Raw genomic sequence first — 23,084 nt, forward strand, 5'->3', positions numbered from 1 at the left:
GCGTATGGCCGTGTACTTGGTGCCTCGCGGGACCATCGCGGGACGAGTGGACGGGGCCAAACGTCCCGTCGGTGTAGGCCAGGAGGTCGCGAGAAGGTAGCGTGCGTAGCGCGCCGTGGCGAACGTTCTCGGCCGCGCGCCTCACGGACATCCCGCAGAATGGATGCATGAGGTGCGCCCGAGCGCGATCGGGCGTGGACGTCGACGCGGTCCTTCGGTCCGCTCCGTCCGCTCCCGCCGCCTTCAGGCCGGCGCACCCGAGTGACGGCGTAGGAGAGAAGCGATACCTGTGAGCGCAGCGACAACGCGAAGCCGCACCCCCGACCGCCTGTGCGCCGAGGCCGTCGACCTCGCCCGCGCCGCAGCCGAGGAGGCCGCCGCTCCCGGCGTGGTGGGTGAGCACGCCGGACTGGTCTCCGAGGGCGACCGTGTCGTCACGCACTTCTTCGAGTGCAAGGAGCTCGGGTACCGCGGCTGGCGCTGGGCGGTGACGGTGGCGCGCGCGTCCCGCGCGAAGATCGTGACCCTGGACGAGGTGGTCCTCCTCCCCGGCCCCGACGCGCTGCTCGCCCCGGAGTGGGTGCCGTGGAGCGAGCGTCTGCGCCCGGGCGACATGGGGCCCGGCGACCTGTTGCCCACCGACGCCGAGGACCTGCGCCTGGAGCCCGGCTACTCCGGCGAGGACGAGCCGCCGCCGGCCTCCCCGGTCTCCGAGGAGATGGCGGAACTGGTGGAGGCGGAGGACGCGGAGGTCACCGGGGGCACCCCGGCGAACCTTCACGTCGTCCCGTCCCGCGGCACGATCGCGTCGGTGGCGGAGGAACTGGGCATGCGGCGGGCCCGGGTCCTGTCGCGCTACGGCCTGCACATCGCCGCGGACCGCTGGGAGGAGGCGTACGGCGCGAAGACGCCGATGGCCCAGGCGGCCCCCGCGGCCTGCGTCAGCTGCGGCTTCCTCCAGCCGATCGGCGGCTCGCTCGGCCAGGCCTTCGGCGTGTGCGCGAACGAGTTCTCCCCGGCCGACGGCCGTGTGGTCTCCCTCGCCTACGGCTGCGGCGGCCACTCGGAGGCGGCGGTCATGCCCAAGCCACCGGTCCCGCCCCCGCCGGTGATCGACGAGACCAGGGTCGACCCCTTCCCGCTTCGCCCGTCCGCGGACTCGGGCTCGGTATCGCTCCTCCCGGACGAGGACACCGCGGAACTGGGTCACTCGTAACCAACCACGTGGCGGTCGGTCCGTTGCATCGAGCGGCCCCTGGACGTGTTGTGCCTCGTGCGGCGGTACCTTCGTGCTCACGTCGACGAGGAGAGTGAACGTGAGCAAGTTCGTGCGGCCCGCCGCCGAGGGCGCGGACCCCTTCGGGACCGCCCGTCTCAGGCGAGGCGTCCTCGATGCCTGGGCCACCAGCCCCGCCCGCTTCCGCGAGGACGCCAACGCCGAGGAGGACCTGGTCCTCGGCGGGTACCGGGACCGGCTCGTCGTCGAGCTCGCCCAGAACGCCGCCGACGCCGCGGCCAGGGCGGGAGTGCCCGGGCGGCTGCGTCTCACCCTCCGCGAGGGCGTCCTCGTCGCCGCCAACACCGGCGCCCCGCTGGACGCGACCGGCGTCGAGTCGCTGGCCACCCTGCGCGCCTCCGCCAAGCGGGACACCGGCGAGGGCGCGGTCGGACGGTTCGGCGTCGGCTTCGCGGCCGTGCTCGCCGTCACCGACGAGCCCGCCGTGGTCGGCCGGCACGGCGGCGTGCGCTGGTCCCTCGCCGAGGCCCGCGAGCTGGCCGCCGACACCGCCCGGCACAGCCCCGGGCTCGGCGACGAGATCCGCCGCCGGGACGGGCATGTGCCGCTGCTGCGGCTGCCGTTCGCCGCCGAGGGCACCGCCCCGGACCCGTACGACACCGCCGTGATCCTCCCGCTGCGCGACGCCGCCGCCGCCGACCTCGCCGAACGGCTGCTGAACGCCGTCGACGACGCCCTTCTGCTCGCCCTGCCCGGCCTGGCCGAGGTGGTGGTGGAGACGGACACCGTCCGCACCCTCCGCCGCACCGCCGACGGCCCCTTCACGGTCGTGGAGGACTCACGCGACGGCACCACCCGCTGGCGCACCTCGTCCGCCCACGGCCCCCTCACCCCGGACCTCCTCGCCGACCGCCCGGTGGAGGAACGCCTTCGCCCCCACTGGTCCGTGACCTGGGCCGTGCCCGCCGACACCGACGGCGGCCCGGTCCGCCCGCGCACCAGCGCCGTCCTGCACGCCCCGACGCCGAGCGACGAGCCGCTGGGGGTGCCCGCGCTGCTCATCGCGTCCTTCCCGCTGGACACCACCCGCCGCCACGCCGCCCCCGGCCCGCTCACCGACTTCCTCGTGCAGCGCGCCGCCGACGCGTACACCGAACTGCTCGCCGACTGGCGGCCCGTGGGAGAGGGCATCATCGGGCTCGTCCCCGGCCCGCTGGGCAAGGGGGAGCTGGACGGTGCCCTGCGCGCGGCGATCCTGGAGCGGCTGCCGCGCACCTCCTTCCTGCCTCCCGCCCTCGAACCCACCGGCGATGACCCCGACATGCCGGAGTCCCTGCGGCCCCGCGACGCCGAGGTCGTCGAGGGCGCCGGTGCCGACACGGTCCGGGTGCTCGCCGAGGTGCTCCCGACCCTGCTGCCCGCCGGGCTGGAACGGCGCGTGGAGCTGCGGACGCTGGGCGTGGCCCGGGTGCCGCTGACGGACGCCGTGGACCGCCTGGCCGGGCTGGAGAGGGAGCCCGGCTGGTGGCGGCGGCTCTACGACAGCCTCGCCGGCGTCGACCCCGACCGGCTCTCCGGACTGCCGGTGCCGCTCGCTGGGGGCACCTCCCAGGCCTTTGGCACCGGGGGAGGCCGGACCACCATCGGCCCCCGGCAGGTCCTGCTGCCCACCCCGGACGCCGCCGGCATCGCCCCGGAGGTCCTCGCCCGCCTCGGCCTGAAGGTCGCCCACCCGGACGCCGCCCACCCCCTGCTGGAGAAGCTCGGCGCCCTCCCCGCGACGGCACGCGCCGTCCTGACCACCCCGCAGGTCCGTGCCGCGGTCGCCGCCTCCCTCGACGACGACGGCGGCATCGACTGGGAGCAGGACGCGCCGGACGCGGAGGAGCTGGCCGACACCGTCCTCGCCCTCGTACGGGACGCCGGGCTGGAGCCGGGCGACGAGCCCTGGCTGGGCGCGCTGGCCCTCCCCGACGAGGACGGGGAGCTCGCGCCCGCGGGCGAGCTCGTGCTGCCCGGCAGCCCCTTCCACCAGGTCATGCGCGAAGGCGAACTGGCCTGCGTGGAAGCGGAGTTGGCGGAGCGGTGGGGCGAACAGCCGCTGGCCGCCTGCGGTGTGCTCGCCAACTTCGCGCTGGTGCGGGCCACGGACGTCGTCCTCGACCCGGACGAACTGGAGCCGCGTGACGGCGACTTCGCCGAACCCGACGACGCCGGTCTGCTCGACGCCGTGGACGTGTGGAGCGAGGACGTCCTCGACCGCTTCCCGGACTCACCGGTACCGCCGGTCGCCACCGAGCTGGTCGCCGTACGCGACCTGGACCTGGTGGACGACGACAAGTGGCCGCAGGCGCTGTCCCTGCTGGCCCGGCCCCCGCTGCGGGACGCGCTCACCCAGCCCGTGCGGATCCTGCTGCCCGACGGCACGCACGAGGTCGTACGGCCGTACACGGCGTGGTGGCTGCGCGGGCACCCGGTCCTCGACGGCCGCCGCCCCGCCGGCCTGCTGGCCTCCGGCGGCGACCCGCTGCTGCGCGGCCTGTACGACGAGGCCGACGCGACCGGCTTCGACGACGAGCAGGTGCTGCGGGCGCTGGGCGTACGGACGTCGGTCGCCGCGCTGCTCGACGAGCCGGGCGGCGCCGCCGAACTGCTCGACCGCCTCGCCGACCCCGACCGGCAGGTCACCGGCTCCCAACTGCACGCCCTCTACGGCGCGTTGGCCGACCTGGATCCCGAGCAGGTGACCCTGCCCGACGAGCTGCGGGCCGTCGTCGACGGCCGGGTCGAGGTCGTGGACGCGGCCGACGCGGTGGTCTGCGACTCTCCCGACCTGCTGCCCTTCACCGAGGGCGTCGCGTTGCTGCCGGTGCGGCCCGCGCGGGCGGCCGAGCTGGCGGAGTTGTTCCAGGTGCGGCGGCTGAGCGAGTCGGTGACGGGAGTGGTGGACTCCGAGGGCGCCGAGCACGACGTACCGGAGTCGGTGCGGGTGCTGCTGGGTGCCCGCACTCCGTCGACGTACGTCGAACACGACGAACTCGTGGTGGACGGCGTGGCGTTGGACTGGCGTCTGACCGGCGACGGCGTCCTGCACGCGGCCACCCTGGAGGGTGTCGCCGCGGGCCTCGCCTGGGCGGCCGGCCAGTGGCCGCGGCGCTTTGAGGTGGCGGCCCTGCTGGAGGACCCGTCCCGCACGGAGGAACTGGCCCGGGACCGCTGGTTCGACTGACGGGCCCCCTCGTCATAACCGGACGTCCATGATCTCAAGATTTTCCGCACGAATTTTTTACTCCCGTACAACCATTCCCTTCTCTCGTGGATCTGATCACGCGAGTCAACAGACTCCCTGATCACTTGGGCCCCGGCCGGCCGGGGGACGACCACCGTCCGGGGTCCCACTCCACGTGGGGAACACATGCGTATTCGTGCCACCGTGGCCGCCCTCTCCGGCGCCCTGGCCATCACCGCCCTCGCCGTGCCCGCGGCGCACGCCGACGAGGTCGAGGGCGACACCAGCATCTCGAACGTCGTCGTGAACGGCGGCAAGGCGGTGGTCGTCGGACCGACCGCGACGAAGACGATCACTGTCAGCTTCACGGTCAAGGACGCCTCCGGCGTCGACTGGGCGCAGGCCATCCTGTACCACGGGGCGAACATCGACTCGTCCGACAGCGGCGCCGTCGCCAACAGCAGCGACCACCGCGCCACCTGCACCGCCGTCAACGCCACCACCTCGACGTGCAAGTCGACCTTCGACATGGAGCCCGGCTACAACCTGATCAACAAGGTGGCCGGCAGCTGGAAGGTCTGGGCGATCGCCACGGGCAAGGACGCCGACTACGTCCAGAAGGACAACGCCAAGAGCTTCTCGGTGCAGCGCGCCTCGAAGCTGACGGTCAACGCCTCGCCTGAGCCGGTGACCAAGGGCAAGACCATCACGGTCACCGGCAAGCTGTCCCGCGCCAACTGGGAGACCGGCGCCTACGCCGGCTACTCCGCCCAGCCGGTGAAGCTGCAGTTCCGCAAGAACGGCTCCAGCACCTACACGACGCTGAAGACCATCACGTCGAACTCGACGGGCAACCTGAAGACCACGACGAAGGCCACGGCCGACGGCTACTTCCGGTACTCCTTCGCGGGCACCTCGACCACCCCGGCGGTCAGCGCCTCCGGTGACTACGTCGACGTGCGGTAAGCGGCGTCACCCGCCTGCAACACCCCCTCCTTTTCATCCGAGGACTCATATGCGTATTCGCACCACCGTGGCCGCCGTCTCCGGCGCCCTGGCCCTGGCCGCTCTCGTCGTGCCCGCCGCGCAGGCCGCCGACGGCCCCTCGCTCGGCAAGGACGACATCGCGCGGGCCACGCAGGCCGTCAAGCAGGCCGCGCACACCAAGTCGGCCTTCACCTCGGCCACCGCCGACTCCGGCACCCCGTACGCGATCAACCTCACGTTCTCCAACGTGAAGATCAACAGCGGCAAGCCGATCGTCGTGGGCGTCGCGAACAAGGTCTCCGTCCCGGTGACGTACACCGTCACCCACGACGCCGGCTTCGACGTCAACGACCCCGCCGTCTGGCTGGACGTGGAGATCTACCGCGGCTCCTACGACGACCCGGACAACCTGCTCTTCGGCGACGACTGGCCGACCTGCACCGACACCTCGGCGACCACGGCCAGCTGCAAGGGCACCGTCGACGTCTACCCGGACATCGACCTGCTGGGCAACGCCGACGCCACCACCTGGAAGGCCGACGGCTACGCCATCGACTGGAACGACCAGGACCCGACGTCCGACAGCATCGACTACAGCAAGGTCGGCTTCGCCTCCCAGGACAACCTCGGCACCACCAAGCTGCAGCGCTTCTCGAAGCTGACGGTCAACGCCTCGCCGGAGCCGGTGACGAAGGGCAAGACCGTCACGGTCACCGGCAAGCTGTCCCGCGCCAACTGGGACGACTTCAAGTACCACGGCTACACCGGCCAGTCGGTGAAGCTGCAGTTCCGCAAGAAGGGCTCCAGCACCTACACGACGCTGAAGACCATCACGTCGGACTCGACGGGCAACCTGAAGACGACGACGAAGGCCACGGTCGACGGCTACTTCCGGTACTCCTTCGCGGGCACCTCGACCACCCCGGCGGTCAACGCCACCGGTGACTACGTCGACGTGAAGTAGGCGCGAAGTAGGCACGGAGCAGGCACGGAGCAGGCGTGTTGGGGCGGATTTCGTCCGGGATTCGCAATGAGTTCGCAATCCCCGGACAAAGATCCGCCCCATTCGTACAACCCTCCACATCCGTCACGGATCTGATCCCGTGAGCCAACAGGCTCCACGATCACTTTTCTCCAACTGGGGAACACATGCGTATACGTGCCACTGTGGCCGCCGTCTCCGGCGCCCTGGCCCTCACCGCCTTCGCCGCGCCGGCCTCGCAGGCCGCCGACTCCGCCACCTCGTACAAGGCGGAGGCCGCGAAGATCCTCGCCGCGCACGGCAGGACCACGTTCGGCGCCACCACCGCCACCACGGCGGCCGACCTCGGCGTCACCTTCTCCGACCTCAAGATCGCCTCCTCGGTCAAGGTCGGCACGACGAACCACGTCAGCACCACGGTCACCTACACGCTGACCCACGGCGCGAACTACGACCTCTCGTCGGACGACTTCGACAGCGGTCCGCTCATCTACAAGGGCACGCTCGACAACCCGACCAACATGCTCGGCGGCGTGGACCCGGCGACCTGCACCCCGGTCACCGACACCACCGCCACCTGCACGGGCAAGATCGACATCTACCCGTCCGAGGGCGACCTGATGAACGCCGACGCGGGCAAGTGGTCGGCCGCCGCGCTCGCGCTGCAGTACAGCACCAACGACTACTCCCTGCAGGGCGACCTCGGCTCCACGCTGGTCCAGCGCTACTCCAAGCTGACGGTGAACGCCGGTCCGGAGCCGGTCTACAAGGGCAAGACGATCACCTCGACCGGCAAGCTCTCCCGGGCCAACTGGGAGGACAACGCCTACCACGGCTACACCAACCAGCCGGTGAAGCTGCAGTTCCGCAAGGCCGGCACGAGCACCTACACCACGGTCAAGACGGTGTACTCGGACAAGTACGGCAACGTGAAGGCCACCGCCACCGCGCAGGCGGACGGCTACTGGCGCTTCCGTTTCGAGGGCACCTCGACCACCCCGGCCGTCTCGGCGACCGGTGACTACGTCGACGTGAAGTAACCCGGCACGCGCCCGCTAGGCGGGAAAGCGGCGGTCGACCCACTTCCACAGGAACTCCAGGGCGACCGCCGCCACCGCCGCGATGCCGACCGCGATCCACGGCATCGTCACGCCGACCAGCTTCAGCGCGAAGAAGTGCTGCAGCGACGGCACGACGAGCACGAAGAGGAACGCCACGCCCATCGAGGCGACCAGCGCGATCCGCCACCAGGTGTAGGGACGGGCGATGATCGCCAGGACCCACATGGAGATCAGGAAGAGCGTGAGGGTCGCCGCGCTGGTCTCCGCGTCCAACTGGCCGGCACCCGTGTAGTGGTGACGGGCGATCAGATACGTCACGAAGGTCGCGACCGCGGCCACCACCCCGCCCGGCACCGAGTACCGCATCACCCGCCGCACGAAATGCGGTTTCGCCCGCTCCTTGTTGGGCGCCAGGGCGAGGAAGAAGGCCGGGATGCCGATGGTCAGGGTGGACAGCAGCGTCAGGTGACGGGGCAGGAAGGGGTACTCGACCTGCCAGCAGACCACCAGGAGCGCCAGCAGCACGGAGTAGACCGTCTTCACCAGGAACAGGGACGCCACCCGCGTGATGTTGCCGATGACCCGCCGGCCCTCCGCCACCACCGAGGGCAGGGTCGCGAAGCTGTTGTCGAGCAGCACGATCTGCGCCACGGCCCGCGTCGCCTCGGACCCCGACCCCATCGACACCCCGATGTCGGCGTCCTTCAGCGCCAGTACGTCGTTCACGCCGTCGCCGGTCATGGCGACGGCGTGCCCGCGCGACTGCAGCGCGCCCACCATGTCCCGCTTCTGCTGCGGGGTGACCCGCCCGAAGACGGTGCCCTCGTCCAGGGACTTCGCCATCTCCTCCCGCTCGGACGGCAGCCCCCGGGCGTCGACCGTGGTGCCGGCGAGCCCGAGTTTCGCCGCCACCGCGCCCACCGAGACGGCGTTGTCGCCGGAGATGACCTTGGCCTGGACGTCCTGCTCGGCGAAGTAGCGCAGGGTGTCGGCCGCGTCGGGCCGCAACCGCTGCTCCAGTACGACGAGGGCGGTGGGGCGGGCGCCCCGGGCCGGCTCGGGATCGCCCAGCTCGCGCCGGGCGCGGGCCAGCAGCAGCACGCGCAGTCCCTGTTCGTTGAGGCGCTCGGTCTCCGCGAGGGCCGGGTCGTCGTCGGCGAGCAGGACGTCCGGCGCCCCCAGCAGCCAGGTGCTGGACTCGCCGTTGCCCTCACTGAAGGCGGCCCCGCTGTACTTGCGGGCGGAGGAGAAGGGCAGGGCCTCGGTGCAGCGCCAGTCGTCGACGTCCGGGTAGGCGTCGATGACGGCCTGAAGGGAGGCGTTGGGGCGCGGGTCGGACTCGCCGAGCGCGCCGAGCACCTTGCGGACGTAGGACTCGTCGGCGCCCTGCAGCGGCCTGAGCTCGGTGACGTCCATGCCGCCCTCGGTGAGGGTGCCGGTCTTGTCGAGGCAGACGGTGTCGATGCGGGCCAGGCCCTCGATGGCCGGAAGCTCCTGAACGAGGCACTGTTTTCGGCCAAGCCGGATGACGCCTATCGCGAAGGCGACGGAGGTGAGGAGCACCAGCCCTTCCGGGACCATGGGCACGATCCCGCCGACCGTGCGGGCGATGGAGTCCTTGAACCCGTGCTGTTTGACGAAGAGCTGGCTGACGACCAGGCCGATCGCGGTCGGGATCATCATCCACGTGACGTACTTCAGGATCGTGGAGATGCCGGTGCGCAGCTCGGAGTGGACGAGGGTGAAGCGGGAGGCCTCCTCGGCCAGTTGGGCGGCGTAGGCCTCGCGGCCCACCTTGGTGGCCTGGAACGCGCCGCCGCCGGCGACCACGAAGCTGCCCGACATCAGCTGGTCCCCGGGCCGTTTGACCACCGGGTCGGCCTCGCCGGTCAGCAGCGACTCGTCGATCTCCAGCCCGTCGGCCTCGACGCACACCCCGTCGACGACGGCCTTGTCGCCGGGCCCGATCTCGATGACGTCGTCCAGCACGATCTCCGAGGTGCCGACCCGGGTGGCGACCCCGTCCCGCCGCACCGTGGGTCTGGCCTCCCCGATCACGGCGAGCGAGTCGAGGGTCCGTTTCGCGCGCCACTCCTGGATGATCCCGATGCCGGTGTTGGCGAGGATCACGTAGCCGAACAGGCTGTCCTGGAACGGCGCGACGAACAGCATGATCAGCCAGAGCACGCCGATGATCGCGTTGAACCGGGTGAACACGTTCGCCCGGACGATCTCGCCGATCGACCGGCTGCTGCGCACCGGTACGTCGTTGACCTGCCCCCGGGACACCCGCTCGGCGACCTCTGCCGCGGTCAGGCCGCGTGCCGCCGCCGTGCCGGGCGGGTGCACGGGGTCGAGTTCGGCGCCCGCGTCGATGTGGGTCATGCATTCGACGGTACGTGCGGACTTACGGCTTCACCCGCCGAGTGCGCGGAAGATCCGACCTGGGGAGGAGCGAACTCGTGCGGTGGTTGTACGGCCTACTCGGCCGCTTCGGGCTCCGCGGCGGCCGACCGCTTGATCGCCGCGTCCCGCCTCCTGACGAAGTAGACGCCGTACAGGCCGAGCACGCCCCCGGCCAGACACGTCCACAGCCACCAGGTGTGCCCGTGGTCGTCGAACCAGCCGTAGAAGGGGAGCTGGACGAGGAAGAGGACGAACCAGAGGATCGTGCCGCCGGTGATGACCGGTACGACGGGCCCCTCCAGGGGCTCCGGCGCCTCGTGCTTGGGGGTCCACTTCGCCATGGGCACAGCTTACGAGGCGGAGGGAGGCAGGCGGGCCGGACCCGGGTCTACGCGCGGAGATAGCGTTAGCGGTATTCATATGTTCATACTGAAACGGTTTCTGTCTGTCCACTTCTGCTCGTAGGAACATCCAATGCCCACCTCGGCTCCCGCCAAGGCCACCGCCCCGCAGCAGCCGGGGAACACCCCCGCCTCGGGTGCGCTCGACCGCTACTTCAAGATCTCCGAGCGGGGCAGCACCCTCGCCCGCGAGGTCCGCGGTGGTTTCGCCACCTTCTTCGCGATGGCCTACATCATCGTGCTGAACCCGATCATCCTCGGCAGCGCGAAGGACATGTACGGGCACCACCTGGACAACGGCCAGCTGGTCACCGCCACCGCCGTGACGGCCGCCTTCACCACCCTCCTGATGGGCGTCATCGGCAACGTGCCGATCGCGCTGGCCGCCGGCCTCGGTGTGAACTCGGTCGTCGCGCTCCAGCTGGCGCCCCGGATGTCGTGGCCGGACGCCATGGGCATGGTCGTCCTGGCGGGTCTCGTCGTGATGCTGCTGGTCGCCACCGGCCTGCGCGAGCGCGTCATGAACGCCGTCCCCTACAGCCTGCGCAAGGCGATCTCCATCGGTATCGGCCTGTTCATCATGTTGATCGGGCTCGTCGACTCCGGCTTCGTCTCCCGCATCCCGGACGCCGCCCAGACCACCGTCCCGCTCCAGCTCGGCGCCGACGGTCACCTCAACGGCTGGCCGGTGCTGGTCTTCATCCTGGGCGCGCTGCTCACCCTGGCGCTCATCGTCCGCAAGGTCCCCGGCGCGATCCTGATCTCGATCGTGACGATGACGGTCCTGGCCGTGATCATCAACGCGGTCGCGAAGGTGCCCTCCTGGGGTCTGACGACGCCCAAGTGGCCCGGCAACCCGCTCGCCACCCCCGACTTCGGCCTGATCGGCAAGGTCAGCCTGTTCGGCGGCTTCTCCAAGGTCGGCGTGCTGACCGGTGTCCTCTTCGTCTTCACGGTGCTGCTGTCGTGCTTCTTCGACGCGATGGGCACGATCATGGGCGTCAGCGACGAGGCGAAGCTGACCAATGCCAACGGTGAGATGCCGGGCATCAACAAGGTCCTCTTCGTCGACGGCATCGCGGTCGCCGCGGGCGGCGCCAGCTCCTCCTCCGCCACCACCTGCTTCGTGGAGTCCACGGCCGGCGTCGGCGAGGGCGCCCGCACCGGCTTCGCGAACGTCGTCACCGGCGCGCTGTTCGCCGTCGCGCTGTTCCTGACCCCCGTGGCGACCATGGTCCCGTCCCAGGCGGCCACCCCGGCCCTGCTCGCGGTCGGCTTCCTGATCCTGGCCGGCTCGGTCAAGGAGATCGACTGGGCGGACTACACGATCGCCATCCCGGCCTTCGTGACGATGGTGATGATGCCGTTCACCTACTCGATCACCAACGGCATCGGCATGGGCTTCATCACCTTCGCCGTCCTGCGCCTGGCCGCCGGCCGGGGCCGCGAGGTCCCGGTCGCGATGTACGTCGTCGCGGCGGTGTTCGGCTTCTACTACCTGATGCCGGCGCTGGGTCTGACGTGAGCACCGCTCACGTGACTCCGTAGAACTTCTCCGTCTCCTCGACGGCGGTCTGGAACCGCTCGTCGAAGTCGTCCCGAATGAGCGTCCGGATCACATAGTCCTGGACGCTCATTCCTCTTTTGGCCGCACGGTCCCGGAGCCGTTCGAGCAGCTCCCCGTCCATCCGCAGGCTGAGCACGCTGGTCCCCATGAGGACGAGGGTCGCGGGCGGGTGCGGCGCGGAGGCCGCTTTCCGCATCCGTCTCACTCTTACGGGTGATGGTTCGGTTGAGTGGTCGGACTCACGGGATTCCCCCCGCGCGCCAGCTTGTTTAGCGAGAGTAATGAGTTACGCTAAGGACATGCCGGACCTCACCCATGGCGACGACGTAGCCGCCGTGAACTCGCTTCGCTCAGGCGTCATGCGCCTGTCCCGTCGGCTCAAGCACCAGCGGGTCGACGAGTCGCTCAGCCCCACCGAGATGTCGGTGCTGGGCACCCTCTCCCTCTGCGGACAGGCCACCCCGGGCGAACTCGCCCGCAAGGAGCACGTCCAGCCGCCGTCGATGACCCGCATCGTCGCGCTGCTGGAGGCCAAGGGACTGGTCCGGCTGGAGCCGCACCCCGAGGACCGCCGCCAGAAGGTCGTCACCAAGACCGAGCAGGCCGAGGCCATGCTCGCGGAGAGCCGCGCCAAGCGGAACGCGTTCCTGGCCGATCTGGTAGAGGGCCTGGACGAGGACGAGTGGGCCAGACTGCGCGCCGCCGCCCCCGTGCTGGAGAAGCTCGCACACCTGTAAGCACCCCTACGCAAGGAGGCGAACCCTTTGAGTTCGGGATCCGGAGCAGCTTCCGCCCCCGCACCGACCGCTACTACCCCCGTCACCCGCAGGTCCTCGATGTTCAGCTCGCTGAAGGTCAGGAACTACCGCCTGTTCTTCCTCGGCCAGGTCGTCTCCAACATCGGGACCTGGATGCAGCGCATCGCCCAGGACTGGCTGGTCCTCAGCCTCACCGGCTCCGCGACCGCCGTCGGCGTCACGACGGCCCTGCAGTTCCTGCCGATGCTGCTCTTCGGCCTCTACGGCGGTGTCCTCGTCGACCGTCTGCCCAAGCGCCGCACACTGCTGTTCACGCAGTCCGCGATGGGCGTCAGCGGCATCGCGCTCGCGCTGCTCACCCTGTCCGGCCACGTCCAGGTCTGGCACGTCTACGTGGCCGCCTTCTTCGTCGGCCTCGCCACGGTCGTCGACAACCCGGCCCGCCAGTCCTTCGTCACCGAGATGGTCGGCCGGGACCAGCTGCAGAACGCCGTCAGCCTGAACTCCGCGAACTTCCAGTCCGCCCGCCTGATCGGCCCGGCCGTCGCCGGTGTGATGATCACCGGCGTGGGCACCGGCTGGGCGTTCCTCTTCAACGGCCTGTCCTTCATCGCCACCCTCACCGGCCTGGTGATGATGAGGTCGCGTGAGCTGCACGCCGTCGAGCGCGCCCCGCGCGGCAAGGGGCAGCTGCGGGAGGGCCTGCACTATGTCGCCGGGCGCCCGGAGCTGATCTGGACGATCGTCCTGATCGGGTTCGTCAGCACGTTCGGCTTCAACTTCCCCGTCTACCTCTCGGCCTTCGCCGACGACGTCTTCCACGCGGGCGCGGGCTCCTACAGCCTCTTCAACACCCTCATGGCCGTCGGCTCCCTGGCCGGCGCCCTGCTCGCGGCCCGCCGCGGCACGGCCCGGATGCGGGTGCTGGTCGTGGCCGCGGCGGCCTTCGGCACGCTGGAGATCGTGGCCGCGCTCGCCCCCTCACTGTGGCTGTTCGCCCTGTTCATGGTCCCGATCGGCATGTTCGGCATGACGGTCAACGTCACCGCCAACACCAGCGTCCAGATGAGCACCGACCCGGCCATGCGCGGCCGGGTGATGTCCCTCTACATGATGGTGTTCATGGGCGGCTCCCCGGTGGGCGCGCCGATCGCCGGCTGGGTCACCGACACCTACGGCGTCCGCGCGGGCCTCGCGGCGGGCGGCGCGATCGCCGCGGGCGCGGCGGTCGTCATCGGCCTCGTCCTGGCCCGCGTCGGCAACCTGCGCCTGTCGGTCGGCTGGAACGGCGGCCACCCCCACGTCCGCTTCGTGCCACGGGAGACGCAGGAACAGCTGGCGCCCGCCGCCTGACGGCATCCCCGCCGGGGACAGGGCCTAGAGGCGCCGTTCCAGCACCTGCCCCGGCCAGTCGCCCGCAGCGAGGTAGGTCTCGGTGCGGGCGAAGCCGTTGTCCTCGTAGTAGCGGACGAGCCTGCCGTCGCCGCCCGCGTAGCAGTCGACCCGCAGCAGGCCGACGCCCGCGCCCCGGGTCACCTCGGCGGCGTGCGCGAGCAGCGCGCTGCCCACGCCGTGGCCCTTGAAGCGGCGGTCGGAGGCCAGCCAGTGGATGTACCGCTCGGGCTCACCGACCGGCGGCAGGTGGGAGAGGTAGGCGCCGGGCGCGTCGGTGAGGGTGAGGGTGGCGGCCGGTTCGCGGTCGGCCTCGGCGATGTAGGCGGCGCCCTCCTCCATGTACCGGACGACCGACTCCACCGTCCTCGGGCTCTGTGACAGCGGCCTCGTCCCCCACTGGCCGGTCCGCCCCTGCCCGGCCAGCCACTCCACGCAGCTGTCGAGCATGCCGAGTATCACGGGAACGTCGTCGGCTCCGGCGTCTCTGATGGTGATCTCCATGCCCCCATGGTGGCAGGCTGGTGCCCATGAGACTCTTCGCCGCGGTGCTGCCTCCGGAGGAAGTGGCGGAGGAACTCACCGCCGAACTGGCCGAGTTGAGGAGCCTGCCCGGTGCGGACGCCCTGCGCTGGACCGGCCGGCCCGGCTGGCACTTCACGCTCGCCTTCTACGGGGAGGTCGACGACGACGTCGTACCCGAGCTGTCGGCGCGACTGGAGCGGGCGGCGCGGCGGTCCGCGGCGTTCCCGCTCGCCCTGCGCGGCGGCGGGCAGTTCGGGCATGGGCGGGCGCTTTGGGTCGGCGCCGACGGGGAGACGGCCGCACTGCGGCTGCTGGCCGACCGGGCGGAGGCGGCGGGCCGCAGGGCCGGGGTCGACATGGGGGAGCACCGGCGCTACAAGGCGCACCTGACGGTGGCGCGCAGCCGCGACGCGGTGGACGTACGGCCGTACCTGACGGCCCTGGAGGACTTCCGAAGCCGTACCTGGACGGTGGCGGAACTGGTGCTGGTGCGCAGCGACCTGCCGAGGTCCGGGGTGCCGGGGGAGCAGCCCCGCTACGAGGCGGTCGCCCGTCGGCCGCTCGGCGGGGCCGGTTAGGCTCGGGGACGTGGACCCGAAGACCCGGAACCGGATCATGGCCGTTGTGCTCGTGCTGTTGTTCGTCGTGGTGGCGCTGGCGGCGGCGCTCGGCAAGTGATCCCGACCGCCGCCGCGCACCGTTGACGCCTACCAGGCGAAGGCCTCCGGAGACGGGCCGGGGCCCGGGAAGATCTCGTCGAGGCCGGTCAGCAGTTCCTCGCTCAGCTCCAGCTCGATCGCGCGGACTGCGGAGGCGAGCTGGTCGGCCGTGCGCGGACCGACGATCGGGCCGGTCACGCCCGGGCGGGTGAGCAGCCACGCGAGAGCCGCCTCGCCCGGCTCGACGCCGTGCTTGTCCAGCAGGTCCTCGTAGGCCTGGATCTGCGCGCGGATGGTGGTGTTGGCGAGGGAGTCGGCGGCCCGGCCGCTCGCCCGGCGACCGCCCTCGACCTCCTTCTTGATCACGCCGCCGAGCAGCCCGCCGTGCAGCGGCGACCAGGGGATGACCCCCAGGCCGTACTCCTGCGCGGCCGGGATGACCTCCATCTCGGCGCGGCGCTCGGCGAGGTTGTAGAGGCACTGCTCGCTGACGAGGCCGATGGTGCCGCCGCGGCGGGCGGCGATCTCGTTGGCCTGGGCGATCTTGTAGCCGGGGAAGTTCGACGACCCGACGTAGAGGATCTTGCCCTGCGTGATCAGGGTGTCGATCGCCTGCCAGATCTCCTCGAAGGGGGTGGCGCGGTCGACGTGGTGGAACTGGTAGACGTCGATGTGGTCGGTCCGGAGCCGCTTGAGGCTGGCGTCCACCGCCCGCCGGATGTTCACGGCGGACAGCTTGTCGTGGTTGGGCCAGGCGTCGCCGTCGGCGGCCATGTTGCCGTACACCTTGGTGGCGAGGACGACCTTGTCGCGCCGGTCGCCGCCCTTGGCGAACCAGTTGCCGATGATCTCCTCGGTACGGCCCTTGTTCTCGCCCCAGCCGTACACGTTCGCGGTGTCGAAGAAGTTGATACCGGCAGCCAGCGCCGCGTCCATGATCGCGTGGCTGTCGGCCTCGTTCGTCTGCGGTCCGAAGTTCATGGTGCCGAGGACCAGTCGGCTCACCTTGAGTCCCGTGCGTCCGAGCTGCGTGTACTTCATGACCACCTAGCCAACGGCGTGGAGTGCACTCTAGGCAAGGAGGTTCCGGTTCGCTGTGAGGGGATGTCATGAGAGCTGCTGTCCACGGTGCGGGGTTCCTGCTGCCGCTGGGGGCCGGGGGAGTCGCGGCGGGGGTGACGGTGTGGACCGTCGCTCAGGTCTGGCGCACCTGCGACGTGGGCAACGGCTCCGCGAACGGCGCGGTGCTGCTGCTGGTCTTTCCCGTGCTGTGGGGCGTCTTCGCAGCAATGTGGAGTGCCGTGCTGAGGGCTTTCGGCGCCGGTTGGCGCACGGGGGCCGTCGTTGCCGCCCTGTGCGTGAGCGTGGGGCTCGCCTGGGCGCTGGTCTCCTGGATCGGCGTCCTCGACTCGTACCCGGCGCCGGTCTGCCCGGGCAACGTCCCGCCGTGGTGGCCGGAGCTCATCCCCGTATAGCGGGCGGCAACGAGCCGAGGAACTCCGTCCAGGTGAGCGGGGTGACCTGGAGGGGGCGGCCTTCGGGGGACTTGGAGTCGCGGATGTGGATGGTGGTGGGGGTGAGGGCTATTTCCAGGCATTCGCCCTGGTCGCCGCTGTAACTGCTTTTGAACCAGTGGAGGTCCGCGCTCATAGTCCCTGTGCCACCTCATCGATCAGTTTCGCGGACTCGTCCGGGTTGAGAGCCTGCGCTCGCAGAATGCCATATCGCGCGAACAGCTCACCCAGGTCGGGTTGTTCGCTGACGAAGTAGCCGCCGCTCGGGCCTTCGACGTAGGCGAGTTGGCGATGCTCAGCAGTCTCCAGCAGGATCATGGAGCCGTTGAGGCCGGCATGGGCCTGGCGGTCGTGCGGCATGACCTGGATCTCGACATTGCGCAGGCTGCCGATGTCGAGGATGTGCTGCAACTGCTCCTTGAGCGCGGCCGCGCCACCCAACGGGCGGGTCAAGGTGCTCTCTTCGAGTACGTAGCTGACGACCGGTTTCGGCTTGCGCTGGAAGACTTGCTGCCGCTGCACTCGCTTCGCCACCCGCTTGTCGATCTCGTCGTCGTCCAACGCCGGACAGTGACAGCTGTAGATCGCCCGCGCGTACGCCTGTGTCTGGAGCGAGCCGGGGATCACATGGGTCTGGTACACGTGCAACCCGGCCGCCTTCTTCTCCTCCGCCAAGTAGTCCTCGGTCCAGGGTGGAAGGCCGCCTCGGGTGAACTCCTTCTCGGCCAGAACCGTCAGTGCACCCTGTGCACCGAGCACCTCGTCCGCGATCTCGACCAGCCGCCCCTTCGGGGACCGCTCGCCCCGCTCGACCATCGCCACCTGCGACTTGGAGTAGCCGACGTGTCTGCCCAGGGCCTCCTGCGTCATGTCGGCCCGCTCCCGGTAGAAGCGGAGCATCGCGCCGAAGGACTCCGACCCACGATCACCGAAGTGCACAACCGCCTCCCCAAGTGCACAGCGCTGCACGGACGTTCCGCAGCCCTGGTCACAGTATGTGAGCGGGCGGAACGATTTGCGTCATGAACGAGAGAATCTCCGCCCCCTGGATCCCGATCTGGATTCCCGCCTCCGGACACGCCCTCCGCCACGCCGGCATCCACTTCGACGCCGTACGCATCAAGGGAGCTGAGGGGGAACGCATCGCGTCGGAGCTGATGTCGGCGACGGACTTCGACGCGGGTCCGGTCGTCCAGGAGTTCGCGGGCGACCGGAACATGTACTTCCTGTTGCCCCCGCAAACCGCGTCGGCGCACCCGTGGCCGCCCGGCGCGCGGGCGTTGACGCGCGGTCACGGCTGTCTCGCCTATGTGGGCGTACCGGCGCTGACCGGTGTCACCTGGCCGCTCGGCTGGCGGTCGGTGCCGTCGAGGGCGAAGCCCTTCGTCGACGGGGAGTTGCTGTCACGGACCGTGGCGGCCCATCCGATCGTCAGCCGCCGTTGAAGAAGATCAGCAGGCGGGCGGGGCCAGGGTGCCGCCCGCCTGCTGGAGAGGGCCACCGGCCGGGGGTTCGCCTCACTCCGTGCCCGGGCCGTACAGCACGGCGAACAGCGCTCGTGCGCGGGTGCCTTCGAGGGCGTCCGGGGACTGCCAGGCGCCGGTGACGTGGCCGATCGCGTCCGCCGGGCGGGTGTCGGGGGCGGTGGGGTCGAGGACGCGGTGGACGCGGAGGGTCGTGCCGCCCGGGGCGGGGAGCCGGGTGCCGTGCTCGTCGTCGGTGACCTCGACCGGCCAGAACGGGGAGCCAAGGCCGGTGCCGGTGCAGGAGCGGGCCACCTCGTGGTCGGCGGTGTCCGTGATGCTCTGGGCCATGGCCGGGGCCCGGCCCTCGATCAGGGCGAGGAGTTCGGTGTACAGCACCGGGTCGTGGCAGCCGTCGTAGGCCCAGCGCGGGCCGAGGACGCCGTGCTCCATGGTGCCGACCAGGGCGTGTTCGGCGCCGGGGAGAGGGGCCCCGCGGTAGGTGAGGGGCACGTGATAGGCGACCGGTTCGGGGCCGGAGGTGTCGACGGCCACCATGAACTCGATCCCGACCTCGCCCTCGGGGTCGTCCAGCCGGAACCCGCCGGCCCTGACCAACTCCGGTGTGCCGGAACCGGCGTACCACGGGCGGCTGGGCAACCAGGGGGTGAGCAGTTCCAGCTTCGTGGGCTTGACGGTGGTCTTGTGGATGATCGCCATGCGGCGGATTGTGTCAGTCAGTCGCGGGGGAACTCATCCGTTTTGAGGGTGAGACCGACGTCCGTGACGGTGAGGTCGACGTCCCCTCCGAAGCTGACGGTCGTCTCCGTCACGTAGTCGCCGTCCTTGGGCTGGGTGAACACGTGGCACTTGCCCTGGTAGGGGTCGGCGATGAGGTAGACGGGGACCTCGGCGACGGCGTAGGCGGTCTTCTTGGGCCCGTAGTCGTTGTGCGCCGTGCCCTTCGAGATGACGTCGGCCACGAATTCGACGTCCTGGTAGCTCCAGAGACCCTTCTCGTCCTTCTCGGCGTCCTGGGACACGAGGGTCACATCGGTGGCGAAGCCGTTGAGGTGACCCGGGTAGTCGATCCGGACATCGGACTTCACACGCCTGCGCGGGTACTTGGTGCGCAGCTGTTCGACGATGTCCAAGATGATCTCCCAGTGCGTGTCCCGCTGCGGCGTCATGAAGATGCCCCCCTCGACGATCTCGACCTTGTAGCCCTCGGGGGTGGTCCGCTCAAGCGACTCGAACAACTTGTCCAGAGTCAGCTCGCCGCTGTGGTCGGCCATCTCGATCCTGTCTTCAAGGACGGTCATCGTGGCGCTCCTCCCCGGCTGCCCCACGGACAGGTACAGCCGCGCAGTACAACGATACGCACGGTGACCAGGTCACGCGGAGGGGAACAAACGCCCGATCCTGGCTGTGGCGAGGTCAGCCCCGGTACAACTCCCCGACCCCCCACGCCTGGTGCAGGGCGTCCGCGAAGGCCGCCGCGATCTTGTGTTCGCCGCTCGCGTTCGGGTGGGTGCCGTCGTAGGTGTCGAGGTGGATGTCGTACGACGGCGGGGGTGAGGCGAGCAGGAGGGGGGAGCGGGGCTCGTCCAGGTCGGCGACCGCCTTCGCGAGGAGTTCGTTGAAGCGGGTCACCTGGGTGGCGAAGGGCGCGTCCTCGGCGGCGCGGACGTTGGGGATCACCGGCAGTACGGCGATGCGGACGCGCGGGTCGGCCGTGCGGGCCTCGGTTACGAAGCGGCGCACGTTCTCCGCCGTCTGCTCGGCGTTGGTGTAGAAGCCCAGGTCGATCAGGCCCAGCGAGACCAGGAGCACGTTCGCGCGCTGTGCGCGCACCGCCTCCGCGATCAGCGGCGCCATGTGCAGCCAGCCCTCGCCCCAGCCGGCCAGATGGGCGCGCGGGAAGTCGGGGTCGGCGTACTCGTACGACGTCGCGGCGTCCGTCGCCTTGTCGTACAGCGTCTCGCGGGGGCCGACGAGGGCGAAGGGGCCGCCGTACGTGTCGCGCAGGTGCCGCCACATGCGGTAACGCCAGGTGTGTTCGCCCGCGCTCCCGATCGTCATGGAGTCACCGACCGGCATGAACCTAAGCATCCGCTCATGATGGATGATCCGGGAGGGATCAATGGGACGGCCGGGGTGTGAGGCCCGCCACCCCTCGCTCCGGCGGCCGGCCCGTCCCGTGAACCACCGACGGGGATGGCAGGCTTGGGGCATGCGCCGACCGTTCGCTCTACTCGCCGGGGTCCTGCTCGTGGGCGCCTTCGCCGTGCCCGCCTCCGCCGCCGACGGCAAGGGGGACAAGGGGTTCACGATCTCCGACACCCGGATCACCGAGTCCAGCGGGCTTGCCGCCTCCCACCTGCACCCCGGGATCTACTGGACCCACAACGACAGCAGCGACGGGCCGTACATCTACGCGGTCGACAGCGCCACCGGCAGGACGGTCGCCCGCGTCGCCCTCAGCGGCATCGGCTCGCCCCGCGACGTCGAGGCCATCTCCATCGGCCCGGACGACCAGATCTACGTCGGCGACATCGGCGACAACCTCGGCGGCAAGTGGCCGTACGTGTGGATCTACCGGCTGCCCGAGCCGAAGAAGCTGGTCGACCAGACCGTGCGGGCCACGCAGTACGTCGTGAAGTACACGGACGGCGCCCGCAACGCCGAGTCCCTGGTGGTCGATCCGAAGACCGGGCGCGTGTACATCATCGACAAGAACGAGGACGGCGGGCACCTGTTCGAGGGCCCGGCCAGGCTGTCCGCGTCCGGCACCAACTACTTCCGCCCCGTCGCCACCGTCGACCTCTGGGCCACGGACGCCGCCATCTCCCCGAACGGCAAACAGCTCGCCGTGCGCGGCTACTTCGGCGGCATCTACTACGACTGGAACGGCGGCAAGATCAAGCGCGAGGGCCGGCTGGACGTGCCGTTGCAGCGGCAGGGGGAGTCCGTCAGTTACTCGCCCGACGGGACCCGGCTGATGTACGGCAGCGAGGGTGCGGACAGTCCCGTGCAGGCGAAGGAGGCCCCCGGCGGCGCCGCCGCCAAGACGCCCTCCGGCGGCGGCAGTTCGAGCGCCTCCGGCGGCGACGGCGGCAGCTCGGGCGGCAACCTCAAGGTCGGCGCCCTCGCCGTGGTCGTCGTGGCGGCGCTGGCGTTCGGCGCACGGCGGCTGTTCCGGCGCCGGTGACTTGGCCCGACAGCGCCTACTACTTGACGTGTGCATGTGGCGTGGCTTCCATGGGAGGCGCCGGGTTGTGGGAGCGCTCCCACCTGTTCCGGGCCCGCGCCTCCCGAGGAGGAAGCAGCGACATGTTCCGCAGCCTGCGTAGAGCGCTGTGCGCGGTGGCCGCAGCGCTTGTGCTGCCGCTGGCCGGTGCGCCCGTCCATCCGGCCGCCGCGGCGGCCGAGGCGGCCGGCGCCGGGTACTGGCACACCAGTGGCCGGCAGATTCTCGACGCGGCCGGGCAGCCGGTCCGGATCGCCGGGATCAACTGGTTCGGCTTCGAGACCGCCAACTACGTCCCCCACGGCCTGTGGTCCCGCGACTACAAGTCCATGATCGACCAGATGAGGTCGCTCGGCTACAACACCCTCCGGCTGCCCTACAGCGACGACATCTTCAAGTCCTCCACCGTCCCCAACAGCATCGACTTCAGCAGCGGCAAGAACACCGACCTGCAGGGGCTCAACTCCCTCCAGGTGATGGACAAGCTCGTCGCCTACGCCGGCCAGGACGGGCTCAAGGTCATCCTCGACCGGCACCGCCCGGACTCCGGCGGGCAGTCGGCGCTCTGGTACACCTCGGCGGTCCCTGAGTCGACGTGGATCGCCAACCTGAAGTCGTTGACGGCCCGTTACAAGGGCCAGGACACCGTGGTGGGCATCGACCTGCACAACGAGCCGCACGATCCGGCCTGCTGGGGCTGCGGGGACACGGCGACCGACTGGCGGCTGGCCGCCCAGCGCGCCGGGAACGCGGTGCTCTCCGTCAACCCGGACCTGCTGATCTTCGTCGAGGGCGTGCAGACGTTCAACGGTGTGTCGGGCTGGTGGGGCGGCAACCTCATGGGAGTCGCCCAGTACCCGGTGCAACTGAACGTGGCCAACCGGGTGGTGTACTCCGCCCACGACTACGCGACCAGCGTCGCCCAGCAGCCCTGGTTCAGCGACCCGTCGTTCCCGGCCAACATGCCGGGCGTCTGGGACAGGTACTGGGGCTACATCTTCAAGCAGAACATCGCGCCCGTGTGGGTGGGCGAGTTCGGCACCACGCTGTCCTCCACGACCGACCAGAAGTGGCTGGCCGCGCTGGTGAGTTACCTGCGCCCGACCTCGACGTACGGCGCCGACTCCTTCCACTGGACCTTCTGGTCCTGGAACCCCAACTCCGGTGACACCGGGGGCATCCTCAAGGACGACTGGCAGACCGTGGACACCGTGAAGGACGGATACCTGGCGAGCGTCAAGGCGCCGCTGTTCCCGGGCACCGGCACGGGCGGCGGAGGTGGCGGCGGAGGCGGTGGAGGTGGCGGTGGCGGGAGCACGGCCGCGTGCAGTGCCTCCTACGCCGTCAGCAGCGACTGGGGGAGCGGCTTCAACGCCGAGGTGAAGGTGACCAACACCGGCTCCACGGCGATCGGTTCGTGGAAGGTGACCTGGACCTGGAGCGGCGCGCAGCAGGTCACCAACATGTGGAACGCCTCGTACACGCAGACCGGTTCGACGGTCACCGCCGTCAACGCCGCGCACAACGGCAGTGTCGCGGCGGGGAGTTCGGTGACGTTCGGGTTCGGGGGCGCGCCCGGCGGCGGGAGCGTGCCGACGGTGAGCTGTACGGCGTCGTAGGGGCCGTGTGTGACGGGGGCGCCCACGGGTGGAA

23 protein-coding genes are annotated in these 23,084 nt (G+C 70.4%); 13 read left to right on the top strand and 10 right to left on the bottom strand.

Annotated elements, in window-relative coordinates; all coding sequences use genetic code 11:
- Positions 1–289: 289 nt before the first annotated feature.
- The 5 genes from ACQF4J_RS25475 to ACQF4J_RS25495 all read left to right on the top strand — a co-directional run bounded on the left by ACQF4J_RS25475 (position 290) and on the right by ACQF4J_RS25495 (position 7,475).
- Entirely contained in the window at positions 290–1,216 is a 927-nt protein-coding gene (locus ACQF4J_RS25475) for a DUF3027 domain-containing protein (RefSeq protein ID WP_351560738.1), read from the top strand.
- Between the two features lie 100 nt (positions 1,217–1,316).
- A complete protein-coding gene (locus ACQF4J_RS25480; protein WP_351799051.1) occupies positions 1,317–4,466 on the top strand; it encodes a sacsin N-terminal ATP-binding-like domain-containing protein in 3,150 nt (1,049 codons plus the stop codon).
- A 186-nt stretch (positions 4,467–4,652) separates the two neighbouring features.
- On the top strand, positions 4,653–5,432 hold the full coding sequence (locus ACQF4J_RS25485; protein ID WP_351560742.1) for a calcium-binding protein: 780 nt from the start codon (positions 4,653–4,655) through the stop codon (positions 5,430–5,432).
- 49 nt (positions 5,433–5,481) lie between these two features.
- A complete protein-coding gene (locus ACQF4J_RS25490; protein ID WP_351560744.1) occupies positions 5,482–6,417 on the top strand; it encodes a hypothetical protein in 936 nt (311 codons plus the stop codon).
- A 185-nt stretch (positions 6,418–6,602) separates the two neighbouring features.
- Positions 6,603–7,475: a hypothetical protein gene (locus ACQF4J_RS25495; RefSeq protein WP_351560746.1), complete on the top strand. Its 873-nt coding sequence runs from the start codon at positions 6,603–6,605 to the stop codon at positions 7,473–7,475.
- A 15-nt stretch (positions 7,476–7,490) separates the two neighbouring features.
- Here ACQF4J_RS25495 and ACQF4J_RS25500 read toward each other — a convergent pair whose 3' ends face one another.
- Positions 7,491–9,881: an HAD-IC family P-type ATPase gene (locus ACQF4J_RS25500; RefSeq protein WP_427166856.1), complete on the bottom strand. Its 2,391-nt coding sequence runs from the start codon at positions 9,879–9,881 to the stop codon at positions 7,491–7,493.
- Between the two features lie 95 nt (positions 9,882–9,976).
- On the bottom strand, positions 9,977–10,243 hold the full coding sequence (locus ACQF4J_RS25505) for a DUF2530 domain-containing protein (protein WP_351560750.1): 267 nt from the start codon (positions 10,241–10,243) through the stop codon (positions 9,977–9,979).
- A 133-nt stretch (positions 10,244–10,376) separates the two neighbouring features.
- Between ACQF4J_RS25505 and ACQF4J_RS25510 the strand changes: the two genes are divergently transcribed.
- The gene (locus ACQF4J_RS25510; RefSeq protein WP_351799046.1) at positions 10,377–11,828 is read left to right on the top strand and encodes an NCS2 family permease; all 1,452 of its coding nucleotides are present in this window, start codon (positions 10,377–10,379) and stop codon (positions 11,826–11,828) included.
- 7 nt (positions 11,829–11,835) lie between these two features.
- Here ACQF4J_RS25510 and ACQF4J_RS25515 read toward each other — a convergent pair whose 3' ends face one another.
- A complete protein-coding gene (locus ACQF4J_RS25515; RefSeq protein WP_351560753.1) occupies positions 11,836–12,018 on the bottom strand; it encodes a ribbon-helix-helix protein, CopG family in 183 nt (60 codons plus the stop codon).
- A gap of 151 nt (positions 12,019–12,169) precedes the next feature.
- Here ACQF4J_RS25515 and ACQF4J_RS25520 point away from each other — a divergent pair, with 151 nt between their 5' ends.
- On the top strand, positions 12,170–12,607 hold the full coding sequence (locus tag ACQF4J_RS25520; RefSeq protein WP_200703458.1) for a MarR family winged helix-turn-helix transcriptional regulator: 438 nt from the start codon (positions 12,170–12,172) through the stop codon (positions 12,605–12,607).
- Positions 12,608–12,634: 27 nt separating this feature from the next.
- Positions 12,635–13,981, top strand: a complete 1,347-nt coding sequence (locus tag ACQF4J_RS25525; protein WP_427166857.1) for an MFS transporter — start codon at positions 12,635–12,637, stop codon at positions 13,979–13,981.
- A gap of 24 nt (positions 13,982–14,005) precedes the next feature.
- Here the strand turns inward: ACQF4J_RS25525 and ACQF4J_RS25530 are convergent, their stop codons facing one another.
- A complete protein-coding gene (locus ACQF4J_RS25530) occupies positions 14,006–14,524 on the bottom strand; it encodes a GNAT family N-acetyltransferase (RefSeq protein ID WP_351560757.1) in 519 nt (172 codons plus the stop codon).
- Between the two features lie 26 nt (positions 14,525–14,550).
- Here ACQF4J_RS25530 and thpR point away from each other — a divergent pair, with 26 nt between their 5' ends.
- Positions 14,551–15,123: an RNA 2',3'-cyclic phosphodiesterase gene (thpR, locus tag ACQF4J_RS25535; RefSeq protein WP_351560759.1), complete on the top strand. Its 573-nt coding sequence runs from the start codon at positions 14,551–14,553 to the stop codon at positions 15,121–15,123.
- A 129-nt stretch (positions 15,124–15,252) separates the two neighbouring features.
- Here thpR and ACQF4J_RS25540 read toward each other — a convergent pair whose 3' ends face one another.
- Positions 15,253–16,245 (bottom strand): aldo/keto reductase, encoded by a 993-nt coding sequence (locus ACQF4J_RS25540; RefSeq protein WP_351560761.1) that lies wholly within the window; start codon positions 16,243–16,245, stop codon positions 15,253–15,255.
- Between the two features lie 68 nt (positions 16,246–16,313).
- Here ACQF4J_RS25540 and ACQF4J_RS25545 point away from each other — a divergent pair, with 68 nt between their 5' ends.
- Positions 16,314–16,679: a hypothetical protein gene (locus ACQF4J_RS25545; RefSeq protein ID WP_427166858.1), complete on the top strand. Its 366-nt coding sequence runs from the start codon at positions 16,314–16,316 to the stop codon at positions 16,677–16,679.
- On the opposite strand, the gene ACQF4J_RS25550 is transcribed toward ACQF4J_RS25545, so the two are convergent.
- Both ACQF4J_RS25550 and ACQF4J_RS25555 read right to left on the bottom strand, forming a co-directional pair.
- Complete coding sequence (locus tag ACQF4J_RS25550; RefSeq protein WP_351560763.1) at positions 16,666–16,854, bottom strand: DUF397 domain-containing protein; 189 nt, start codon at positions 16,852–16,854, stop codon at positions 16,666–16,668. The genes ACQF4J_RS25545 and ACQF4J_RS25550 overlap by 14 nt on opposite strands.
- The gene (locus ACQF4J_RS25555) at positions 16,851–17,588 is read right to left on the bottom strand and encodes a helix-turn-helix domain-containing protein (protein WP_427166859.1); all 738 of its coding nucleotides are present in this window, start codon (positions 17,586–17,588) and stop codon (positions 16,851–16,853) included. Before ACQF4J_RS25555 ends, ACQF4J_RS25550 begins: the two co-directional genes overlap by 4 nt.
- Before the next feature lie 152 nt (positions 17,589–17,740).
- On the opposite strand from ACQF4J_RS25555, the gene ACQF4J_RS25560 reads away from it, so the two are divergent.
- Positions 17,741–18,163: a hypothetical protein gene (locus ACQF4J_RS25560; protein WP_351799029.1), complete on the top strand. Its 423-nt coding sequence runs from the start codon at positions 17,741–17,743 to the stop codon at positions 18,161–18,163.
- Positions 18,164–18,235: 72 nt separating this feature from the next.
- Here ACQF4J_RS25560 and ACQF4J_RS25565 read toward each other — a convergent pair whose 3' ends face one another.
- From ACQF4J_RS25565 to ACQF4J_RS25575, 3 genes are all read right to left on the bottom strand, one after another.
- A complete protein-coding gene (locus ACQF4J_RS25565) occupies positions 18,236–18,901 on the bottom strand; it encodes a maltokinase N-terminal cap-like domain-containing protein (RefSeq protein ID WP_427166860.1) in 666 nt (221 codons plus the stop codon).
- 17 nt (positions 18,902–18,918) lie between these two features.
- A complete protein-coding gene (locus ACQF4J_RS25570; protein ID WP_427166861.1) occupies positions 18,919–19,503 on the bottom strand; it encodes a Uma2 family endonuclease in 585 nt (194 codons plus the stop codon).
- A 115-nt stretch (positions 19,504–19,618) separates the two neighbouring features.
- On the bottom strand, positions 19,619–20,293 hold the full coding sequence (locus ACQF4J_RS25575; RefSeq protein ID WP_427166862.1) for an SGNH/GDSL hydrolase family protein: 675 nt from the start codon (positions 20,291–20,293) through the stop codon (positions 19,619–19,621).
- A gap of 121 nt (positions 20,294–20,414) precedes the next feature.
- On the opposite strand from ACQF4J_RS25575, the gene ACQF4J_RS25580 reads away from it, so the two are divergent.
- Positions 20,415–21,392 (top strand): WD40 repeat domain-containing protein, encoded by a 978-nt coding sequence (locus tag ACQF4J_RS25580; protein ID WP_351560774.1) that lies wholly within the window; start codon positions 20,415–20,417, stop codon positions 21,390–21,392.
- Positions 21,393–21,514: 122 nt separating this feature from the next.
- Entirely contained in the window at positions 21,515–23,050 is a 1,536-nt protein-coding gene (locus tag ACQF4J_RS25585; protein ID WP_427166863.1) for a cellulase family glycosylhydrolase, read from the top strand.
- The last annotated feature ends 34 nt before the right edge of the window (positions 23,051–23,084 follow it).

It is taken from the genome of Streptomyces sp. C1-1 (assembly GCF_050214755.1).
Lineage (GTDB): Bacteria > Actinomycetota > Actinomycetes > Streptomycetales > Streptomycetaceae > Streptomyces.